The 17,691-nt window shown below is 32.2% G+C and carries 14 protein-coding genes; 4 read left to right on the top strand and 10 right to left on the bottom strand.

Translation table 11 applies throughout. The features are described from left to right. Positions 1 to 312: 312 nt before the first annotated feature. Genes KGF86_RS00885 through KGF86_RS00875 form a run of 3 tightly spaced genes read right to left on the bottom strand, consistent with a single transcriptional unit; the run spans position 313 to position 2,618 of the window. The gene (locus KGF86_RS00885; RefSeq protein ID WP_211740862.1) at positions 313 to 1,101 is read right to left on the bottom strand and encodes a helix-turn-helix domain-containing protein; all 789 of its coding nucleotides are present in this window, start codon (positions 1,099 to 1,101) and stop codon (positions 313 to 315) included. A gap of 31 nt (positions 1,102 to 1,132) precedes the next feature. After that, positions 1,133 to 1,732, bottom strand: a complete 600-nt coding sequence (locus KGF86_RS00880; RefSeq protein WP_211740861.1) for an ABC-2 transporter permease — start codon at positions 1,730 to 1,732, stop codon at positions 1,133 to 1,135. 13 nt (positions 1,733 to 1,745) lie between these two features. Next, positions 1,746 to 2,618: an ABC transporter ATP-binding protein gene (locus KGF86_RS00875; protein WP_211740860.1), complete on the bottom strand. Its 873-nt coding sequence runs from the start codon at positions 2,616 to 2,618 to the stop codon at positions 1,746 to 1,748. A gap of 562 nt (positions 2,619 to 3,180) precedes the next feature. On the opposite strand from KGF86_RS00875, the gene KGF86_RS00870 reads away from it, so the two are divergent. The 3 genes from KGF86_RS00870 (at position 3,181) to yfmH (ending at position 7,098) form a co-directional block, all read left to right on the top strand. Continuing rightward, positions 3,181 to 3,378 carry a hypothetical protein gene (locus KGF86_RS00870; protein WP_211740859.1) on the top strand — a complete coding sequence of 66 codons (198 nt, stop codon included), beginning with the start codon at positions 3,181 to 3,183 and terminating at the stop codon, positions 3,376 to 3,378. Between the two features lie 1,157 nt (positions 3,379 to 4,535). Further along, positions 4,536 to 5,834 (top strand): EF-P 5-aminopentanol modification-associated protein YfmF, encoded by a 1,299-nt coding sequence (gene yfmF, locus KGF86_RS00865; protein WP_211740858.1) that lies wholly within the window; start codon positions 4,536 to 4,538, stop codon positions 5,832 to 5,834. Continuing rightward, entirely contained in the window at positions 5,806 to 7,098 is a 1,293-nt protein-coding gene (gene yfmH / locus KGF86_RS00860; protein ID WP_211740857.1) for an EF-P 5-aminopentanol modification-associated protein YfmH, read from the top strand. Before yfmF ends, yfmH begins: the two co-directional genes overlap by 29 nt. 75 nt (positions 7,099 to 7,173) lie before the next feature. Here yfmH and KGF86_RS00855 read toward each other — a convergent pair whose 3' ends face one another. Continuing rightward, positions 7,174 to 8,763, bottom strand: coding sequence for an ABC transporter permease (locus tag KGF86_RS00855; protein ID WP_211740856.1), 1,590 nt, complete (start codon positions 8,761 to 8,763; stop codon positions 7,174 to 7,176). Then, positions 8,750 to 9,679 (bottom strand): ABC transporter ATP-binding protein, encoded by a 930-nt coding sequence (locus tag KGF86_RS00850; RefSeq protein ID WP_211740855.1) that lies wholly within the window; start codon positions 9,677 to 9,679, stop codon positions 8,750 to 8,752. The genes KGF86_RS00855 and KGF86_RS00850 overlap by 14 nt, the downstream gene beginning before the upstream one ends. A gap of 878 nt (positions 9,680 to 10,557) precedes the next feature. Between KGF86_RS00850 and KGF86_RS19625 the strand changes: the two genes are divergently transcribed. Further along, on the top strand, positions 10,558 to 10,641 hold the full coding sequence (locus tag KGF86_RS19625) for a multicopper oxidase domain-containing protein (RefSeq protein WP_425516468.1): 84 nt from the start codon (positions 10,558 to 10,560) through the stop codon (positions 10,639 to 10,641). Between the two features lie 361 nt (positions 10,642 to 11,002). On the opposite strand, the gene KGF86_RS00840 is transcribed toward KGF86_RS19625, so the two are convergent. The 5 genes from KGF86_RS00840 to KGF86_RS00820 form a co-directional block, all read right to left on the bottom strand. Further along, a complete protein-coding gene (locus tag KGF86_RS00840; RefSeq protein WP_211740853.1) occupies positions 11,003 to 11,557 on the bottom strand; it encodes a DnaD domain-containing protein in 555 nt (184 codons plus the stop codon). A 294-nt stretch (positions 11,558 to 11,851) separates the two neighbouring features. After that, positions 11,852 to 13,396, bottom strand: a complete 1,545-nt coding sequence (locus KGF86_RS00835) for a caspase family protein (RefSeq protein ID WP_211740852.1) — start codon at positions 13,394 to 13,396, stop codon at positions 11,852 to 11,854. Positions 13,397 to 13,408: 12 nt separating this feature from the next. Beyond that, positions 13,409 to 14,233, bottom strand: a complete 825-nt coding sequence (locus KGF86_RS00830) for a hypothetical protein (protein ID WP_211740851.1) — start codon at positions 14,231 to 14,233, stop codon at positions 13,409 to 13,411. An 80-nt stretch (positions 14,234 to 14,313) separates the two neighbouring features. Next, a complete protein-coding gene (locus KGF86_RS00825) occupies positions 14,314 to 15,789 on the bottom strand; it encodes a protein kinase (protein WP_211740850.1) in 1,476 nt (491 codons plus the stop codon). Continuing rightward, complete coding sequence (locus KGF86_RS00820) at positions 15,779 to 17,467, bottom strand: DUF262 domain-containing protein (RefSeq protein WP_211740849.1); 1,689 nt, start codon at positions 17,465 to 17,467, stop codon at positions 15,779 to 15,781. The genes KGF86_RS00825 and KGF86_RS00820 overlap by 11 nt, the downstream gene beginning before the upstream one ends. Between the last annotated feature and the right edge of the window lie 224 nt (positions 17,468 to 17,691).

Raw genomic sequence — 17,691 nt, 5'->3', positions numbered from 1 at the left:
TCTTTTGCCAAAATCAATATAATGGCATAAAATAAAAAGTAAAGGCTTCCATGTATGTATTTTATTTTGACCGACAAAATTCCGGTTTGGGAAACTCGAAAAAGAAAAGGAACGTGTGTGGTGATGTATTAGTTCTATTAATACCTTATTGAACAGTGAGAGAGGGCGAGGATGCTAACTGCTACGAACATATTCACCCACACTCTCCTACCTAACGAGTACCTTGAAGATGAATATAATGAATATAGTAATATTAAATCATACAACCTTTCTGGTAAACATTTAAAATCAAAAAACACATAAATCCAGGTATTATAATTTGTCAACCCTTTCTCTTACCTTCCTGCGAATTTTAAAACTAAAACTATTAATATACTCCTCATTTTTTGCCAATAGTTTATATGCATCAAGAAAGATTGAAGTTCGTGTAATAATGTACAAGCCAATCGAAATCATTCCTATACAGACTGGATAATATGGTACTAAAAATTCGGAGGTAATATATTTTCTGTCTATTCCAAAGGCTAAGAGTCCTGCAACAAATAAACACATACCTATGAAATTAATAACACCGTATTTTTTTTTCAAAAGTGCGTACCTTGCTGTCAACTCGCTATGGTATTTTTCATCAAAAAACAAGGACTCTTTCTTAAGTACTTTATATTGACTGTCTTCTATAAATGATACAGAAACGAACATCCCTATACCAAATGTAGCTAAAATGATGGTTGGGATAATGTATACCGATGGGTCTTGTTTAAAGATAAAATATGGGATTGTGGACAATGCAATTAAGAAAATTCCCAATGCCATATATTTAGAAACTTTATGTGTAGACACTAAATACCCCTCTGCCATTTCTTTACTAACATAATATCCTGTCTCTTTGTCTCCTCTTGGATCTGCAGAATCCTTTAATAAATAGTCCATGGAGACCCCAAAAATATTTCCAATCATCAGAAGCTTTTCTGTTTCAGGATATCCTTGACCATTCTCCCATTTACTTATGGCCTGTCTCGATGTGTGTAATTTCTCAGCTAAAGCCTCCTGGGAAAGCCCTTTTTCTTTCCTCAACTTAAAAAGCTTTTCACCAAATGTCATTTACTTTTAGCTCCTTCCGATCATTATGAATTTAATACTCTTTGTTTATATATATATTTACTGAAATTATATAAGAAATGGTTAGAAAAATAATTGATAACATGAAGAAAAAAGTGGAGAACTTTTCATCAAATCCTTCTACACCTATCAAATCAATTATAAAAGCTATTGCGAAAAACATACCTAAGGAAAAGCCAACACTTCCCATCATAATTGAATCTGACTTATCTGTTCCAAGCTTGTAAGTGAATGGATAAATTATAGCAGCTATACATATGATTAGTCCCATACCTCGCAGTGAATAATTCAAAAATACGGAATAAATGGTAGGGAACATAAGAGTATGAACGACAAAAGAAATACTAAAAACTAATAAAAAACTAAAAATAACCAGCAACAAGAAAGTCAAATATTTACTCCCAACAACCCTTTTTCTTGATATGGGAAGTACGAGTTCATATTTATTCCACCCTGACATAGCGTCATACTTTAATACTTCAAACGCATGAACAGGTATAAGTACAAATGGTAAAAATGCAGCTAACTTCAATGCTGCCGAATGATTAGTTAGAAATAGAAAAACTACTGCAATAACAGTTAACAAAGAGGAAGATCTTACACTTTTTTCCACTGAATATAGATTATTAAGCATGAGACCCTTCATAACAATCCCCTTCCATTAATAGTAACGTGATCTCATCTAGCGAGTTATCTTCTATTTTAAATGTAGCGGGTATTGTATTTTTATCTGAAACAAGCATTTCCAGTAAACCTGCTTTATATCTATGTGAAACTATAACACGGGAGTCTATTTGCCCTACTTCTGTTGATGCACACTGGATAACGGCATAATTATCCAATAGTTCTTTTTTACTTGTCTGCAAAATAATCTTTCCTTTTTTAATAAAAATAAGATAATCAGCAATTTTTTCAATATCACTTGTAATATGGGAAGATAGTAAAATTGACCGGTTCTTATCCTTTACAAATTCTAAAAATACACCTAATATTTCATTTCGAGCCTTGGGATCTAAACCAGATGTAGCCTCATCTAACATCAGTAATTTTGTATTATGTGAGAGTGCTACTGCGATGGATAATTTCATCGACATCCCACGTGAAAAATTTCCAACCTTATCATTCTTGGGTAAAGAGAAGTCTTCAATATAATGAAAGAACTTCTCCGTATCCCATTGTTGATAAATGTAACTTAAGATATTTGATATTTGAATAATATTTAGATTACTGGGGAAATTCATGTGATCAAAAACAACACCGACCTCTTCTTTCCACTTTTCATTTGAATAGTCTATCTCTTGATTGAAAATTTTTATGGAGCCATTATCTACTTTTAATGTACCCAATATTGCTCCCATTGTTGACGTTTTCCCAGCACCATTCTCACCAATAAATCCCACAATCGAACCATATGGTATGGAAAACGTGATATTTTTTAGTTCAAAATTGGATTCTGCATAAGTTTTATTTAAATTTTCAACTTCTAAAATATTCTCCATACTTATCTCCATTACTTTATTTTTTTTTATTATTTTTTTTAATCTGCGATATCCCATATAGAACACAAAAAATAATGAACCCCAAAAAGACGAGTGTATTAGTTATTGGTTCATCAATTCTTGGAATATCTCCCTGAAAAACTTTTAAAAGAACTAATACTCCTACAGTAAAAATAACTCCAATAATAGATATTTGTTTCATTTTTAAAATCATTCCTTTCGTTTAAGGCACAAAATGCTATAAAGTATAGTTGTGCTGAGCGGATTTTTCATACACGTAACTATAAAGGTTATTTTGCTTTCTATTCCAAACATTTAATAAGTCAGTCAATACTTACATCAAGGTTATCCGTGGTAAAAAGACGAATAAGAAGGGTGTTAAATGGATTACTGGTTTATTTAACATATTCTCGTGCCCGGAAGCCTTTTAACTTCATCTTGATATTCGACAATTGCGTTACCTTATGCGTCAACGTTTTAAATTAACTAATTTTATATTTGTGATAAGAATCTATGATTATTTTCTAACAATTGTTGTTAGAGGACCCAACAGTATTCGATTTTGAACCATTTGTTTTTTGTTAATGAAGGAAGAATTCCAGATTTAAAACCTACCATTGAAGGATTTAATATTACCGAACTAGCTGGAAAACTCTCTGTTATGTTGTACTTTGAAGACCTTAAAGCACGAAAATCTGTCCTTAAGGAAGAGATAATCTCACTTACTAGACTCTACACGGAAGAAATTAATTTGCTTTAAACTGTTTCATCTATTTAAAGCATCTTTAATGAGATAGCCATAATCTCAGTAATAGCAGGCAATATGGACTGTTCCCGACAGAACAGCATTTATTCTGGGGCGGACCTTACACCAAAGTTAAGTAGAGTGCTGGCTAGAAAAAAGTCAGTAAGGATTTCAAGAACTGAAGTTAATATTATCCCCCTTTTGATACATCCCGAATGCTGTTAACTGCAATTTACCACATTTTGATGTAAAAGTACCATATAATTCTTAATTATTATTCAGTTCATCGAGAAATTACTATTGAAAAAGTAACTTCTAGCTAAATCTAGGCTTCAAAATTGTGTACCACAAGTAACTTAACATATCGCGAACTATACATAATTTTTAAAAGGTTTTGCCTATGATGGCTTAATTGGTATCGGCTTTACTCTTGGCACCTCGTAAATATCAGACTTCTTTTCCTCACTTTTTATTTTAAAACTTCCTTCTTAATTTTTCGTTAGATATATCCTCCTTCCTTATAACTACTTATATCTTAGAGAAACATCACTCCAACTTCTACCATGTAGCGGTTGCACTTTGTCAACTTACAGTTGCAACCTTGTAGTAGAACATGTTTTACATAAGATTTAGGGAAAAATTCCTTATTTACTATTTATGATTTAGGAAAGGATTTATAAAGTTTTTATATGCATTTCACTATTTAAATTATTTTGAACACATTTGCTAATTTATCCAGAACAAGGAAACCTCTTACATTCAATATATATAAAATATGTTCAGTATCGCAGGCTTACCCATTAATTTAATTCAACAAGATATCCAATTCTTCTTAGAATAACCTGGAGTCAAAATACTAAACACATGGCAACTTAATATTCACAAAAATCATTGACATTTTCCGCATATTTAAACTATTATGATATTTAAGACAAAAGATGGAATTTTGTCTCTCAGCAAAAAAAACTTTTTGAATTATTTCAACAAACTAATTGTGGAATGGTTTCTAAATTTTCCCTTTCTTTTACACTAAAAACTCATTATTTGAATGGAGAAAAATAATCGAGATAGTACATAAAATCGTACCCTCATTATAACGTTTCAAATACAAATATCTCACATAAAAAAGGTGATTGAAGATTACCTATAAGTTATAGAAAGGAAGTTACTAAATGGAAAACATAAGTATAAATTCCAGTAATCACAATGGTTTACAACTTCATCTATGTAATACTCTCAAATTTAAAACAGTTAGTATTACGTTAACAATGAAGATTCCTCTTCATAGGGAACTTACTACGGCTAGAGCGCTAATTCCTTATATTTTGATTAGTGGGTCAAGAAACTACTCTAGTCGTAGGCTTATAAAACAAAAACTGGATGAAATGTATGGAGCAACACTTACCCCTGATGTCTATAAAAAAGGAGATAGTCATATTATCTCTCTTAATATAGAAATCCCAGCAGATCAATATATAAATACCTCTTATTCATTAATAGAAAAATCCCTTAGTTTACTACACGAAATTGTTTATAATCCAGCACTTGAAAATGGTGTATTTCAATCTTCTATTGTTGAACAAGAAAAACGTAGCTTAGAACAACGTATTAATTCCAATTATAATGAGAAAATGCATTACTCTAACAATCGTTTAATAGAAGAAATGTTTAAGGGGGAACAATACGAACTTCCCGCAGCGGGGAGAAAAGAGGATATCGACGACCTTAATGCAATATCTATTTATCAAGTGTATGAAGATTTACTTCAAAACGCTGTCTTTAGTCTATTCATAATTGGTTCCTTTAATGAAGAAAATGTTAAATTCATAGTACAGGATATATTTTGCGAACAATTTCACAAAAACTATAACATAATAATTCCAGAAGATCGTAAAGTTAGAAAAAAAGTAAAGGTTATTCAAGATAAAATGGATGTTAAGCACGGAAACCTCCTGTTGGGCTATAGAACCTTTGCCACCATACAAGATAAAGATTATGAATCTACAAGGGTAGCAAACGCAATTTTTGGCAGATTTCCGTTTTCTAAGCTATTTACCCAATTACGTGAAAAGGAAAGTCTTGCCTATTTTGCTTTTTCACAAATAGAAAGTAATAAAGGGTTGATGATTGCGATGGCTGGAATTGACTTTGGCAACTATGAACGCGCAGTTAATTTAATACGAGAACAGGAGTATGCAATGAAAAAAGGAGACTTTACAGAAGATGAAGTTGAACAGGCTAAAGCGATGCTGATTCACCTATTCCTAGAAGCATATGATACTCCATTAGGGATTATGGATTTGACAGTACAAGCTATTGATAGTGGATTATCTAATATAAATAATCAGATTAAAAGAATTAGCAAGATATCAAAGAATGATGTTATTCGTGCAGTAAATAAGTGGGAGCTTGATACAATATACTTTTTAAGTGGAAAGGAGGATGATAAAAGTGAAATTAATCCATTCTAAGAAACTAGGAGAGACCTTGTTTTATGAAAAATTATCTAATGGCCTTGAAGTTTTCATACTTCCTAAGAAAGACTTTTATAAATCAGTTGCCACATTGACAGCAAAATTCGGTTCCATAGATACCTATTTTTCACCTCTTGAAAAAAAAATTCCGATCCAAGTTCCCGATGGGATAGCACATTTTTTAGAACATAAGATGTTTGAAAGTAAACAAGGTGACGTCCTTCATTCATTTGCGAAGGAAGGAGCAACGATTAATGCAATTACAAATTTTACCCGCACCTCATATACATTATCAACTACTACTAACATATATAAAAATATTTCAACTCTACTAGACTTTGTGCAAGATGCATACTTTACAGATTTAATGATAAAAAAGGAAAAAAGAATTATCGAACAGGAAATTAAAATGTATGATAATAATCCGGACTGGCGTGCTCGATTTAAAATATTAGAGAACATGTATAATAATCATCCAGCGAAAAATGACATAGCAGGAACAATAGATTCCATCAATCAAATCACAAAAGAGGATTTATACGCTTGTTACGATACTTTCTATCATCCTAACAACATGTTACTTTTTGTTATAGGGCCAGTAGTTCCCGATGAATTAATAAAGCATATTAAAAATAATCAAGAGAATAAAATATTCCGAGGAACTGGAGAGTTTTATCGTATACCTACTGATGAAGATGCAATTGTGAATAAAAGATCAGACTTAATGAAGTTTTCAGTTCCAATACCTAAATTTTTTATTGGTCATAAAGAGCCTAACCCAAAAAGACAAGGTCAGGACCTATTAAAATACGAGTTATCTCAATATGTTTTATTTGAGCTAATGTTTGGTGAAAGCTCAATGACATATGAAAAATTGTATGATTATGGTTATATAAATATGCCATTTAATTATGACTGTACCAATGAAGAGGGGTTTGGTTTTTCAATAATAAGTGGGGACAGTCAAGATCCTGAAGCTATCATTCAAATGGTAAATGAAACAATTGATAATTATAAAATGGAATCTATAAAACAAGAAGATGCACAAAGAGCAATTAACAAAGTGATTGGTTTTTTCTTAAAGTCGATAAACTCACCACTATTTATTGCTAACCAATTTACACGTCATTACTTTAATGAAATGAATTTATTTAGGGTATTGCCTACACTTGAAAATTTATCTGAAAATGATCTCGTAGAGGTATTACATTTACACTTTTCTCATGAATCACAAACAACACTTATTGTAAATAAGCCATGAAAGAAGTCCAATTATGTTAGTCTAATGCACAGTAGTGTTTGAAGTTAGGGGGGAGTATCCCCCCTTTTATTTGAACTAATTAATCAAATCCCGTTTTCGGTAACCAAAGAAGCTAAATATTATTAATAATAACGCTAAAACACATAGTAAGAACAATGGTTTAAAAGCTGTGTCCTCAACAGGTACTTGTGGAATATGATAATAAGGAGAAAGTTGACTTGTCCAATCTGGTAATTGTATTATATTCCCAAAGTAGTTAACAAAGAGTGAATAAACTAAAAATAACCAAATCAAAGGTGTCAACTTTGGAAAGAATCCAATTAAAAAAGCAGCGATTCCTATCATCACAAGAGTTGCCGGATAGTATACCATGGCTGCATAGTATACCAGCCCGAATTCAAGGCCATCTTCTATCACAACTGTCGCAGTTGACCATAGCCCAAGCGCACTAATAGATATCATTATAAAGCTATTAACCGCTGCTAGAATTAAGTATGATCCGATAAGTCTTGCTCTTGAACCAATATTACCAATTAAATGTTCTATATACCCTCTTTTCTCTTGTGCACGTAGTTTATTCATAGAAACAATTGGTGGAATGGTCGCTATAAGAGCAAAGATTACCATTAAAGTTGAAATAAATTGTTCAGTAATAAAAGTAGCATCTACATGTTGAAACATTTCACTCTCTCCTAGAAATATCTCCAAATCGCCAAAAATCGATCCATAAGATGCACCAAGTATATATAGGCAGATTGTCCAAGAAATAAATCCTGTACGCTGTAATCGAAAAGTGAGACTAACTGGTCCTTGTACAAACCGGGAAGTAAATCTTCTTCCAGGTCTGGAAGCTATGAATCCTTGCTCCAAATCACGTATGCTATTTAGACAATTGGCAACTATATTTAATAATAAAGATATACCCAACATTAAAATGATTGGATTCCAATTATTCGATGAATACACTTCAGCCTTCGATACCCACCCTAATGGAGAAAACCAGGATAATACTCCGTTACTAATATCTGTTACAGCTCGAAAAAGATAAGCTAGAAGTAGTACTGAAATTGAAAGTCCAATTGTACCTTTTGAGCTTTTGGAAAGTTGAGCAAAGATAGCTGTTATTCCAGTGAAAATAAAACCTGTGCCACCTAAAACAGCACCATACAACATTGAACCTTCCAAATCCATACTCTCGATATGAAGCACATTTAATCCAAACCCTATACATATTGCTAGAACAGTAAATGTTCCATTTGCTACAATTATTGAGGCGTTTAATTGGGATAGGCTGCCAGATGGTAAAGAGCGAATTATCTCTAGACGACCTTTTTCTTCATCTGCTCTTGTATTACGTGTAACAAGCAAAATTGCCATTATACTGACGATTATAGCAGTGATTAATAACATTTGATGGGCCGTCATAGAACCAGTTGTATAATTATTTATTTCGCCCGGCCCTAATATTGCTGTCATTACAGGATTTTCCATTGCCTTACCAATTGTATCTCTATCCTGCTGAGTTTCATATAAATAATTGAAAGAAATTGCCATGATTATTGTGAATAATACTAAGCCAATTGTCCAGAATAATATTCCTATCCTATTTAGACGGAAAATAAACTGCGCTAGTTTACCAGTGTTGGCAAATCTACTCCGTAGCATTTAAGAGACCCCCTGATTCCTTCATTACTTCCGCAATCTTATTTTCGTAATGACGCATAAATATATCTTCAAGGGTTGGCGGATTACTCTCTAATTTCAAGATACCGAACTGACTAATATAAGAAATGACGTTATCGAGCTGCTCTGTATCTACTTGAAACCTTAATTCCTGATTGGTCTCCTCTATATTATAAATACCCTGTAATTCATTTAAAGATGAGATGGATTGTTTAGTCTTAACAAGTATATGTGTGCGAGTTAAGTGACGCAGTTCATCTAGCGAACCGGACTCTATAATCTTTCCCTGTTTGATAATTCCTACTTTATCACATAATTTTTCTACCTCAGAAAGAAAATGACTGGAAAGAAGAATACTTTTTTCATTATTTTTTAGCTCCATAATACACTCCTGAAATACTTGTTCTACTAAAGGATCAAGTCCCGATGTTGGCTCATCTAGAATATATAACTCAGCATCAGATGAAAAAGCTGCAATTAAAGCTACCTTTTGTCGGTTTCCTTTTGAATAAGTTCGACATTTTTTTGTAGGATCTAAACCAAATTTTCTTATCAAATCTTTACTTTTATTTCTGTCTTTTGTGCTCCGTAATTTCATAAATAAATCAATAATTTCTCCTCCTGTTAAATTTGGCCATAAATTTACATCACCTGGTACATAAGCTATCCTTTTGTGTATTTCAACTGCTTCTTTCCATGCATCTTTACCAAATAATTTAACATCCCCTTTTGTTGCTTTTAAAATTCCAAGCATTACACGGATTGTAGTTGATTTACCAGCCCCGTTTGGACCAATAAATCCAAATACTTCTCCTTTTCGAACTCTAAAATTCACACCATCTAAAGCTGTAAATCTTCCAAAACTTTTTGTTAAATCTCTAACATCTACTACATCCATTTTTATCCTCCTTAAATTTTAATTGTCATCATTTATTTTAATTATTCTTTACTTTTTATCTATCATTCAGGGGTTGCGCTTTGTCAATTTAAGGTTGCATCTTTGTCTTCTAGAATTTTTGAATAATATTTACTTATTCGGCTACAAATAAAGTTAACAAAAAATCGAACAAGAATTATACCTGTTCGGTTTCAAATAAATTATTTAAAGGAGGTTTTTCTAAAGTGAAATAACCTTTACAAGGTATAGGTGGTTCAATTAAAGCGAGTTTTGCGATACTTTGTTTTTCTGATGGTCCTTGTTAATAAATCGCCTGGATTCCTAATCGCAATACTAACTGTATATTTATTAAGTTGTTTTATTTCGGGTTTTTATCTTCTGGTTTTGAAATAAAACTAAAAATCAATAACGGATTATTAGGTTGTCTTTAAAACTGGTCTAGGCTAATGAATAATATCGAGTGAAAAATAAATAAATTATGAGGAGACTTACGTATAGCATTTACCGTACTTTAGATAAAAGCCTTGTGGTATTGTACGTATTCATGCCAGGGCGGTTCATTAAATGAGAATAAAATCAAGAAAGAAAATTTAAAATTGATTGTTATCATTAATTTGTTTTATGCGGAGGTAGTATACTTCTAATTTTTGTAGTACCTGGAACCTTATCATAAATAGATGTGGTTTTGATTTGCTGAAATAGTTGTCTTTCGACTATCGAATTTCCGAAATAAATCAGATGTGTAAAATAGACCAATAGCTATATGATTGTCGGCCTTTTAATTTAGTAGCAAATGACGCCGTTCCTTTGAATAATGAACCAATTAAGAAGCGTTAAATTAGTCGTAGAATTTGAGACTTTATAGATGCCCAATATCCATGACGTATCACTGTCATATTTTAAAGCATGAAGATGAAGGAATGATGGGTAAGTTCTTAATTGTAGAACTAGTAATAGCCTGAAGTGCCGTTGGGACTACAGATAGGTGGTCCGGATAGTCATGTCGTTAAATATAAGTATGGGGAAGTTGAGTTTACAGACATATCTTGCTTTAGAAAGGAAGATATAAAAATAGTAAGGATGCCTACTCCAATTTAGCTGCTGAAGGTGGATTGAGAGTCTTAACCGTTCTCCTAAAAAATCTCCTTCTATAGAGTCAAAGATTATAAAAAGGTTTGAAAAGGCTAAAGAAAGGTTTAAGAGTTTAAGCGGAAACAAAAAGGTAGTAATTTTCCAATATTCCACAATTAGTATAATAAACTTCCAAAGAATGTGCACCCTCTAAGCTTACAAATATTTACCTTGTTCGTAATTATCGCCTCATTACACGGTCCTCTGCGCCAAGTACTCCTTCAACATCTCCCCAGCATCCCCCTCTTCCTCGTCAGCTAAATAATCTTCCTTCCGCTTCCGCTGCCTCTCCAAAAACCACTCCGGCACAACCTCATCACTACGAGATCTACTACGATTCCAGCCAGAACCACTATTCCTGCTATTCCTCCCCTCTAGTTCACTAAGCTTCAACTCCTCCACAGTCCTAATCCCCTGATTCAACCAAGAATTCATAATGCCCCTCACATAACTAAAGTTCAACTTCCCACGTACAAGCGCCCGTTTCATTGCTTCAATTACAAATTCATCACCAAAATCATTAACCCACGATAAGAGCTCCTCGGTCAGAAACGGAGTGACTAGACCGAAGTTATCTTGATAAAAAGCAACCGCGTCAGTTCTTGTCCCTTCTTGACGACTTTGTTTCATTTCTTTTTGTTTTGTTTCCTTTTGTTTAATTAAAGGGGCCGTTTGACGGTTCACCTGCTGGTCCACGTCTGTTTCAACTAAACTAGACCCATACCCTCCAGCACTGTTAAACTCCACACAAAGACTCTTCATCCTGTAAAAAGGCGCAAGATTTCTCCCCCTCGAACGCCATTCAATGAATCCTCTTTCTTCCAATTCCTTTCTTGCCCTTTTAAAAACATCCCCCAACACAATATCACTTACATGTATCTCAAAATAATTATAATTAAAAGGAATTTATCAGTATATATTACTCTGGCAGCTAAGATATCAGTTTTCTAATAGCAATTAATAAATGTGTCGGGACGGTTCGTCCGCTTCGGTAGAGAAAATTGATACAAGAGTTCCGGCCTCATGCTTCATCCCACTTTCTCATACATTAAGTATTTGGTCTTCTAATTTACTTATCTTATTTAAATCCGAATAATACTGTTTTATAGTCATTTCCATACAAGCCCTTCTGTTTTCTGATGTTCTTAGTGACTTATATTTTTTATTATAAAATAATGTAAAATCGTGGATTGTTCCAAATAATCCTGAACATGCCAAGTCCCAATCATGCAATTCAATCGGTGCTATATCTAAATCTGTACTCATAATAAAACACTTGTCCAATTCAGGTATATACGCATCCATTTCCTCAAATAATTCCTCTTCAGTTATTTCCCCATTTTTATAATCGTTATATATCTTTATTACTTTCTCCGCGAGGGTTATCATTCGTGATAGAATATCTTTTGTTTTAAATACCAAGTGTTCTTTGCTAGCTGTGTTTTCTATATTCAAGCTTCTTAATTGCTCATAGTAAGGATGAATGTTGTAATGAACTCCATTTAAGATAAAAGTTTCTTTACCATTGACTTTATACCACCATTTTTTATCTTGCTTTTCATCTACCCATGTTGTATGACATATATAATTGTTTTTTATTATATCAATTTCATCTCTACCGAAGTAAACCCATATAATGTTTGGTAATTTATTAATCCACCTTTTTTCGGCAATTTCATTATTATAGACTTCAATATTTTTAGCCCGGTCTTTGATCTTTAATGATATCTTCCCTATTTCCTCTAATGACAGCGGTTCCTTTAAAATCACCTTAAATGAATATCTTTTGGCTAAGCCTGTATGAACGGGCTCAACTTTGTAAATTATATAATTGTCATATTCGGCATATATATTGGTTGAATAGTACGGCTGATATTCTTTTACATCGAAGAATATTGTTCCTCCCATATTTGCCTTGAAAATGGGATGTTGCTTTTTATCAGGATTTCTTTTATTCCACACTTCTAAATACAAGGACACAAGTCTTTGTATATCATATAAAGATACTTTTCCTTGTTTGACTATGTGCTTATCTTGAAATGCATCACAGAGAAAACTTGTAAATACACTTACAGGCTTTTCGGGATGTCCATAAGAGACTTGGTCTGAATTGCTAGATGATAACACTGCATACCCTTCACCTTGAAACTCCTCTACTGTCTTTTCGATGTAAAAAGAAGAAGTTTCATCAATTGAAAAGTTACCCGAAAAGCAACAATCTAATAATATCACCTTACTCTTTGCCTGGATTTCCTTAAAGTGTTCTATAATTTCTTGTGTACTTATGATTCCATCACTAAAAACTAGATAGTGTTGGCCATCTATAGTAGCACCATGACCTGAAAAGTAAAAAATTAGAGTATCATTTTTATCAATTGTTGTTACCTTAGATAAAGCACGCTTAAAATCTTCTGTTTTAGCTTCGCCATACTTCCCACAAGTTGTAATATTTTGTTTTTGTACCTTCAATCCTTTTATTAAAGCTTCTTCCATTAAAGTAACGTCATTCATACAAAAAGGTAGGTCAACAACATCAGGAATATAATAATTACTAACCCCAACTACAAGAGCATTTAAATTAGACACATTATCCCACCTTCATTTATCGGTTTCTTGTAAAGATTCTAAGAAAAACCCTACGAAATCTCTACCAAATTTCAAAATTTGAAATTGATCTTTCGCTTTCATTTTAGGCTCTTTTAAACTTGGTAATCGTTTCTTGGTCTTACCAAAGGCAATGTTTAAAAATTTATGAATTTCACTGATAGATTTAAAAAGTGTCTCTAAGTCTCCTAATGTTTGAACTTCCTTTTTTGTAGTTAACAAACCAAGCCGTAATAAATTATTTCTAACCGAATCATATTGTTCGTAACTCAAACCATGCTGCTCCATTACATCATGAAACGTCTCTGAACCTTGTCCTATGTATAAATTTTGACTGTAAATTCTTAATACAGAAATATCAACTAATCTTAGTTCCTCCATTACATCGTAATAAGTTAAAACAAAATCTTCAGTGATATAATCGTGCATCGCTATCTTGACAAAACCATTAATAAGAAATTCAATTTTATCTTCTTGAGGTTCATTGAGAGCATACTCAAATACATATCCAAATAATTTGTCTATTTGTTCCTGTTGTTTATCTGTCTTAGATTGGAAATTATTTTGAATATCATTAATACAAGCCTTTAGTTCTTCAATAATTCTATTAATATTTTTTTCGAATTGCATTCGCTTATATGATGATACTGCACCGGAAATACCTGGTATAAGTGAGGCACCTGCATCAGCTGCAATCTCAACTGCAAAATGTTCAACCTGTTCTTTAGCTTCTTTGGATGCATATGAAGAAGCAACATCTAAAAATGTATTTATTCCTAACCCAGATATTGATTTGACTCCATCTCTAAATTTACCCATTCTTCTTTTCCCCCTTCAAGGAGATTCAAAATTTTATATAATGCCATTTAATGAAAAGAAATAGTTCAAAAAGATAAATACTAGATTCTTTGTCTATCAATCTTTTCTAATAAATTAGAAGCTTCATATCTATAATGAGCACATCCCTCTAATATCCCGCGGGAAATATCGTAAACGCTATTTTCATCTGTATTTTCGCAAACGGAATATGCGATACTAGCAAATATATCGTAATTTTGAAACTGACGGTAACCTGTGGCAACTACATAACCTTGATTAATTGCCTCTAAAGTAGAGATTTGATCTAATGAATTCATTTTTAAAATTATATTACCAAAAGATGAAATTCGATGTTTTACTAAATAATCACAAATCATATCAGTTTCTACTAGTTCTTTAATAAATTCATTTACCTGTAGAGTAAAGATGTTATTTTTTATATTTTCCAACACTTGTTTCTTATCAATGCTTTTATCTCGCAGATTTAATTTAACTTTAATATCTCTAATGATTTCATCTACCGTATCATACCTTTTATCTTTACTACGACTTGTACACTTTTCAACAATAAAAGTTAGTAAATGCTCTGTATTATTTGCTCCCAAGGTAAATACATAATCAATCATCTTACCGAGTGAATAAATATCACTCTTCTTATCAAGTTTAGAAAAGTCTCCTATGGCTAAAGGATCGATAAATATATGATTATTTTTTTCAGTTGCAGATGATTTCAAACTTCTTTCGATTGATTCATCTTTGCTAAGGCCAAAATCACTAATAACAAAATCATTCCCTATCTTCAACACATTCCCAAGGTGTAAATCTCTATGAATAATTGAATGATCGTGAGCATACTTCATACCTTCTAATACATCAAAAATAATTTTCAATCTCTGCTCGAAAGATATATCTACTTCCTTTCTTAGATATTCATATAAATTGATATCAGCTCTTTCCATTAAATACGAGTGGGTTGTAGGATCAAAACTATAAACGTTTAAAATTTGCGGGCAATCTTTAAGCTTTTGCATGTTTTCAAATTCATACTTCATTCTCTTTTGTAGATTAGTATCATCTTTATGAGATTTATTTAATTCCTTTCTCAAAACGTTCTTTTCCACAAATAATATGTTACAATAAGAGCCTTCATCAATTTTGTTATCACTTGAAAGTTCTATTGGTGTATTTTCCGTATTAACTACCATTATTCCATTCCGTTCAAGGAACTTAACTACTTTATCAACTATATTCCCAGAGGTATTTTTGTCAAAGCTTGAGAGTTCTAAAATGTTAATAATTTTTTCTACTAGCTTTATTCTCTTTTCCTCTTTAACATTTCCAAACTGGTCTGTAAGCAATTCAGTGTCATTAAATTGAAAATCTCCTTCACTACTAAAATAGTCATAGATATCTAAATAATCCACACTTAAAATGGACATTTCAAAATAGTAATCTAGAATTAATCCGTTATAATTATAATTTGTCTCGGTAACTTTCCTGTCCCACAATCTACCATCAAAGAAATTTAATAGCTTTACATATTCACTATGATTCATGGGATAGTCTCCAATGCTCTATCAACTTACTTAATAATTTATCCTGTCTTTGTTTTAAAGTATCTTCAGTCCATTCCTTCTCATTTAATACTTGAGAAGTGAGTACAAAAGAACTTACACCTTTCTTAGAACTAAAGTATTTTTCTTTTTTCTTATCAAATTCATAATTTTTTGCTTGGCTATTTTTTTGTCTTGATAGCAACACTAAATTACCTATCTTATGTACATAGTCATCTCTAGTTTCCTGATTGGGAAACCATACAGTCCATTGACTTTTTTCTTGGGGATTTTGTGACAATACATGTTCTACAGTAATTCGTTCGTAATTATAGGAAGCTTGCCCGTCGGACAATAATGAATCCAATTTTAGTAATACTGGTACACGGACTTTCTTCATTTGGTATAAATCACCGTCTAATTGTTTGACGATAAGTCTTTTTTCTTCAATTGTTAATTGAAGAGATGATTCATATATAAATAGATTTTTATCGTCTTCAATTTCAATAAGTAGATTTCGGTATCGCTCAATACGTTGATTGATATTGTATCGAAGAATCATCATTCCCATTGCCAATCGTTCAAGGTTGGTGAAAAAATTTAATAGCTTTTTAGGTTCATTTTCATTTCTAGATAGATATAGTATTGCGGCAGGAACCCAATCACTATTATCAACCTTTAATAACCAAAAAAATTGGTTATTTATCTCTTCTGCAAAATTAGCGCTTTTATAATTCATTTCTAATATATATTTAAGTGCATTAGAAAAGGGAACTAACTTACTTTCAATAAACTCCTTTGGTTTCTCAGAAGGTTTAACATAGTCACGGAATTCTTTGATAATTGTTGAACGCAACTTGTACTTTCGATAAATCATTCTTATATGGGAGAATAACTCATTAAAAGTTTCTCTACCTAAATATTCCTCTGCATTTTCCCACATATCATTGTATTTATCCTGCTCTTTTTTAGGTAACTTTCCAATAATTTCTGCTTTTAAAATATCTGAATGTGATAAATCTAGCCCACGGTCATTTAAAACAGAGAATATGCGATACGCTGAATCAAAATCTGGCGTGCTTACGACAACTAAATAACACTTCATAATAATAAAGGTAGCAAGTTGAGTCCGTTCTTCTTGTGAAATATTAGAAAGGCGTTTAATTAAAAGAAGTGTATTTTTCACTATTTGCTGTTGACTATCATTCTCAACTTTCACTTCAGATGATAATTTATCAATACCGCCGTCAGCTTGTATATATTCCCTGAAAAATTCAGCATCCCGATCTCTTAATGTCAATCGAAAACGGTCAGGAGTGCCTCTTAAAGAATTTCCTTCCTCATACAAGAATCCTTTAATCTCATTGGCCTTTTCTGGCAATAAATGCTTTAATACAGCTAATAATATAGTTAGAGTAGTTAATCGTTGTTGTCCATCTAGTACTTGTGAATCCGGCCCGTCCTCCTTTATTAAAACAACACTTCCTAAAAAGTACGGGTTCATTTCATTAATGTTATTTGTTGAAGAATTGTCAATGAACTCTAGTAAATCATCTAATAGAACTTCTGTATTTTCTTCTGTCCAGGAATATGGTCTTTGAACATTAGGTATTGAAAATGCATAATCGTTACTGAAGATCTTATCTATTGGATACTCTTTAGCTAATAAACTAGTTGTCATTTTTATTCACCTCATTTATTTTAGAAGTACTGGAATGGTTCGGGTGCTTCCATTATGAAATATGCAGTTTGAACCCCGTCCATCCTACTCTTTTATGATTATACAGAAAATTTCCATTTTCTTCTCCCATTTTACAAAAAAAAGACCTATTACTTAAAATAAGTAATAGGCAGGATTCAGTTTATTATTTTTTCAAGCTAATCATTCGCATATCGAAGCCTTGC

The sequence above is a fragment of the Ornithinibacillus massiliensis genome, assembly GCF_018310345.1.
GTDB lineage: Bacteria > Bacillota > Bacilli > Bacillales > Amphibacillaceae > Ornithinibacillus > Ornithinibacillus massiliensis.
Note: the sequence above shows the minus strand (reverse complement) of the source record. Positions and strands in the feature narration are given on the sequence as shown.

Bases quoted from the DNA above. Each gene is read 5' to 3' on its own strand.
- KGF86_RS00855 (WP_211740856.1), bottom strand. From the start codon at position 8,763: ATGCTACGGAGTAGATTTGCCAACACTGGTAAACTAGCGCAGTTTATT.
- KGF86_RS19625 (WP_425516468.1), top strand. From the start codon at position 10,558: ATGACGTATCACTGTCATATTTTAAAGCATGAAGATGAAGGAATGATG.
- KGF86_RS00885 (WP_211740862.1), bottom strand. From the start codon at position 1,101: ATGACATTTGGTGAAAAGCTTTTTAAGTTGAGGAAAGAAAAAGGGCTT.
- yfmF (WP_211740858.1), top strand. From the start codon at position 4,536: ATGGAAAACATAAGTATAAATTCCAGTAATCACAATGGTTTACAACTT.
- yfmH (WP_211740857.1), top strand. From the start codon at position 5,806: ATGATAAAAGTGAAATTAATCCATTCTAAGAAACTAGGAGAGACCTTG.
- KGF86_RS00825 (WP_211740850.1), bottom strand. From the start codon at position 15,789: ATGAATCATAGTGAATATGTAAAGCTATTAAATTTCTTTGATGGTAGA.
- KGF86_RS00850 (WP_211740855.1), bottom strand. From the start codon at position 9,679: ATGGATGTAGTAGATGTTAGAGATTTAACAAAAAGTTTTGGAAGATTT.
- KGF86_RS00830 (WP_211740851.1), bottom strand. From the start codon at position 14,233: ATGGGTAAATTTAGAGATGGAGTCAAATCAATATCTGGGTTAGGAATA.
- KGF86_RS00875 (WP_211740860.1), bottom strand. From the start codon at position 2,618: ATGGAGAATATTTTAGAAGTTGAAAATTTAAATAAAACTTATGCAGAA.
- KGF86_RS00820 (WP_211740849.1), bottom strand. From the start codon at position 17,467: ATGACAACTAGTTTATTAGCTAAAGAGTATCCAATAGATAAGATCTTC.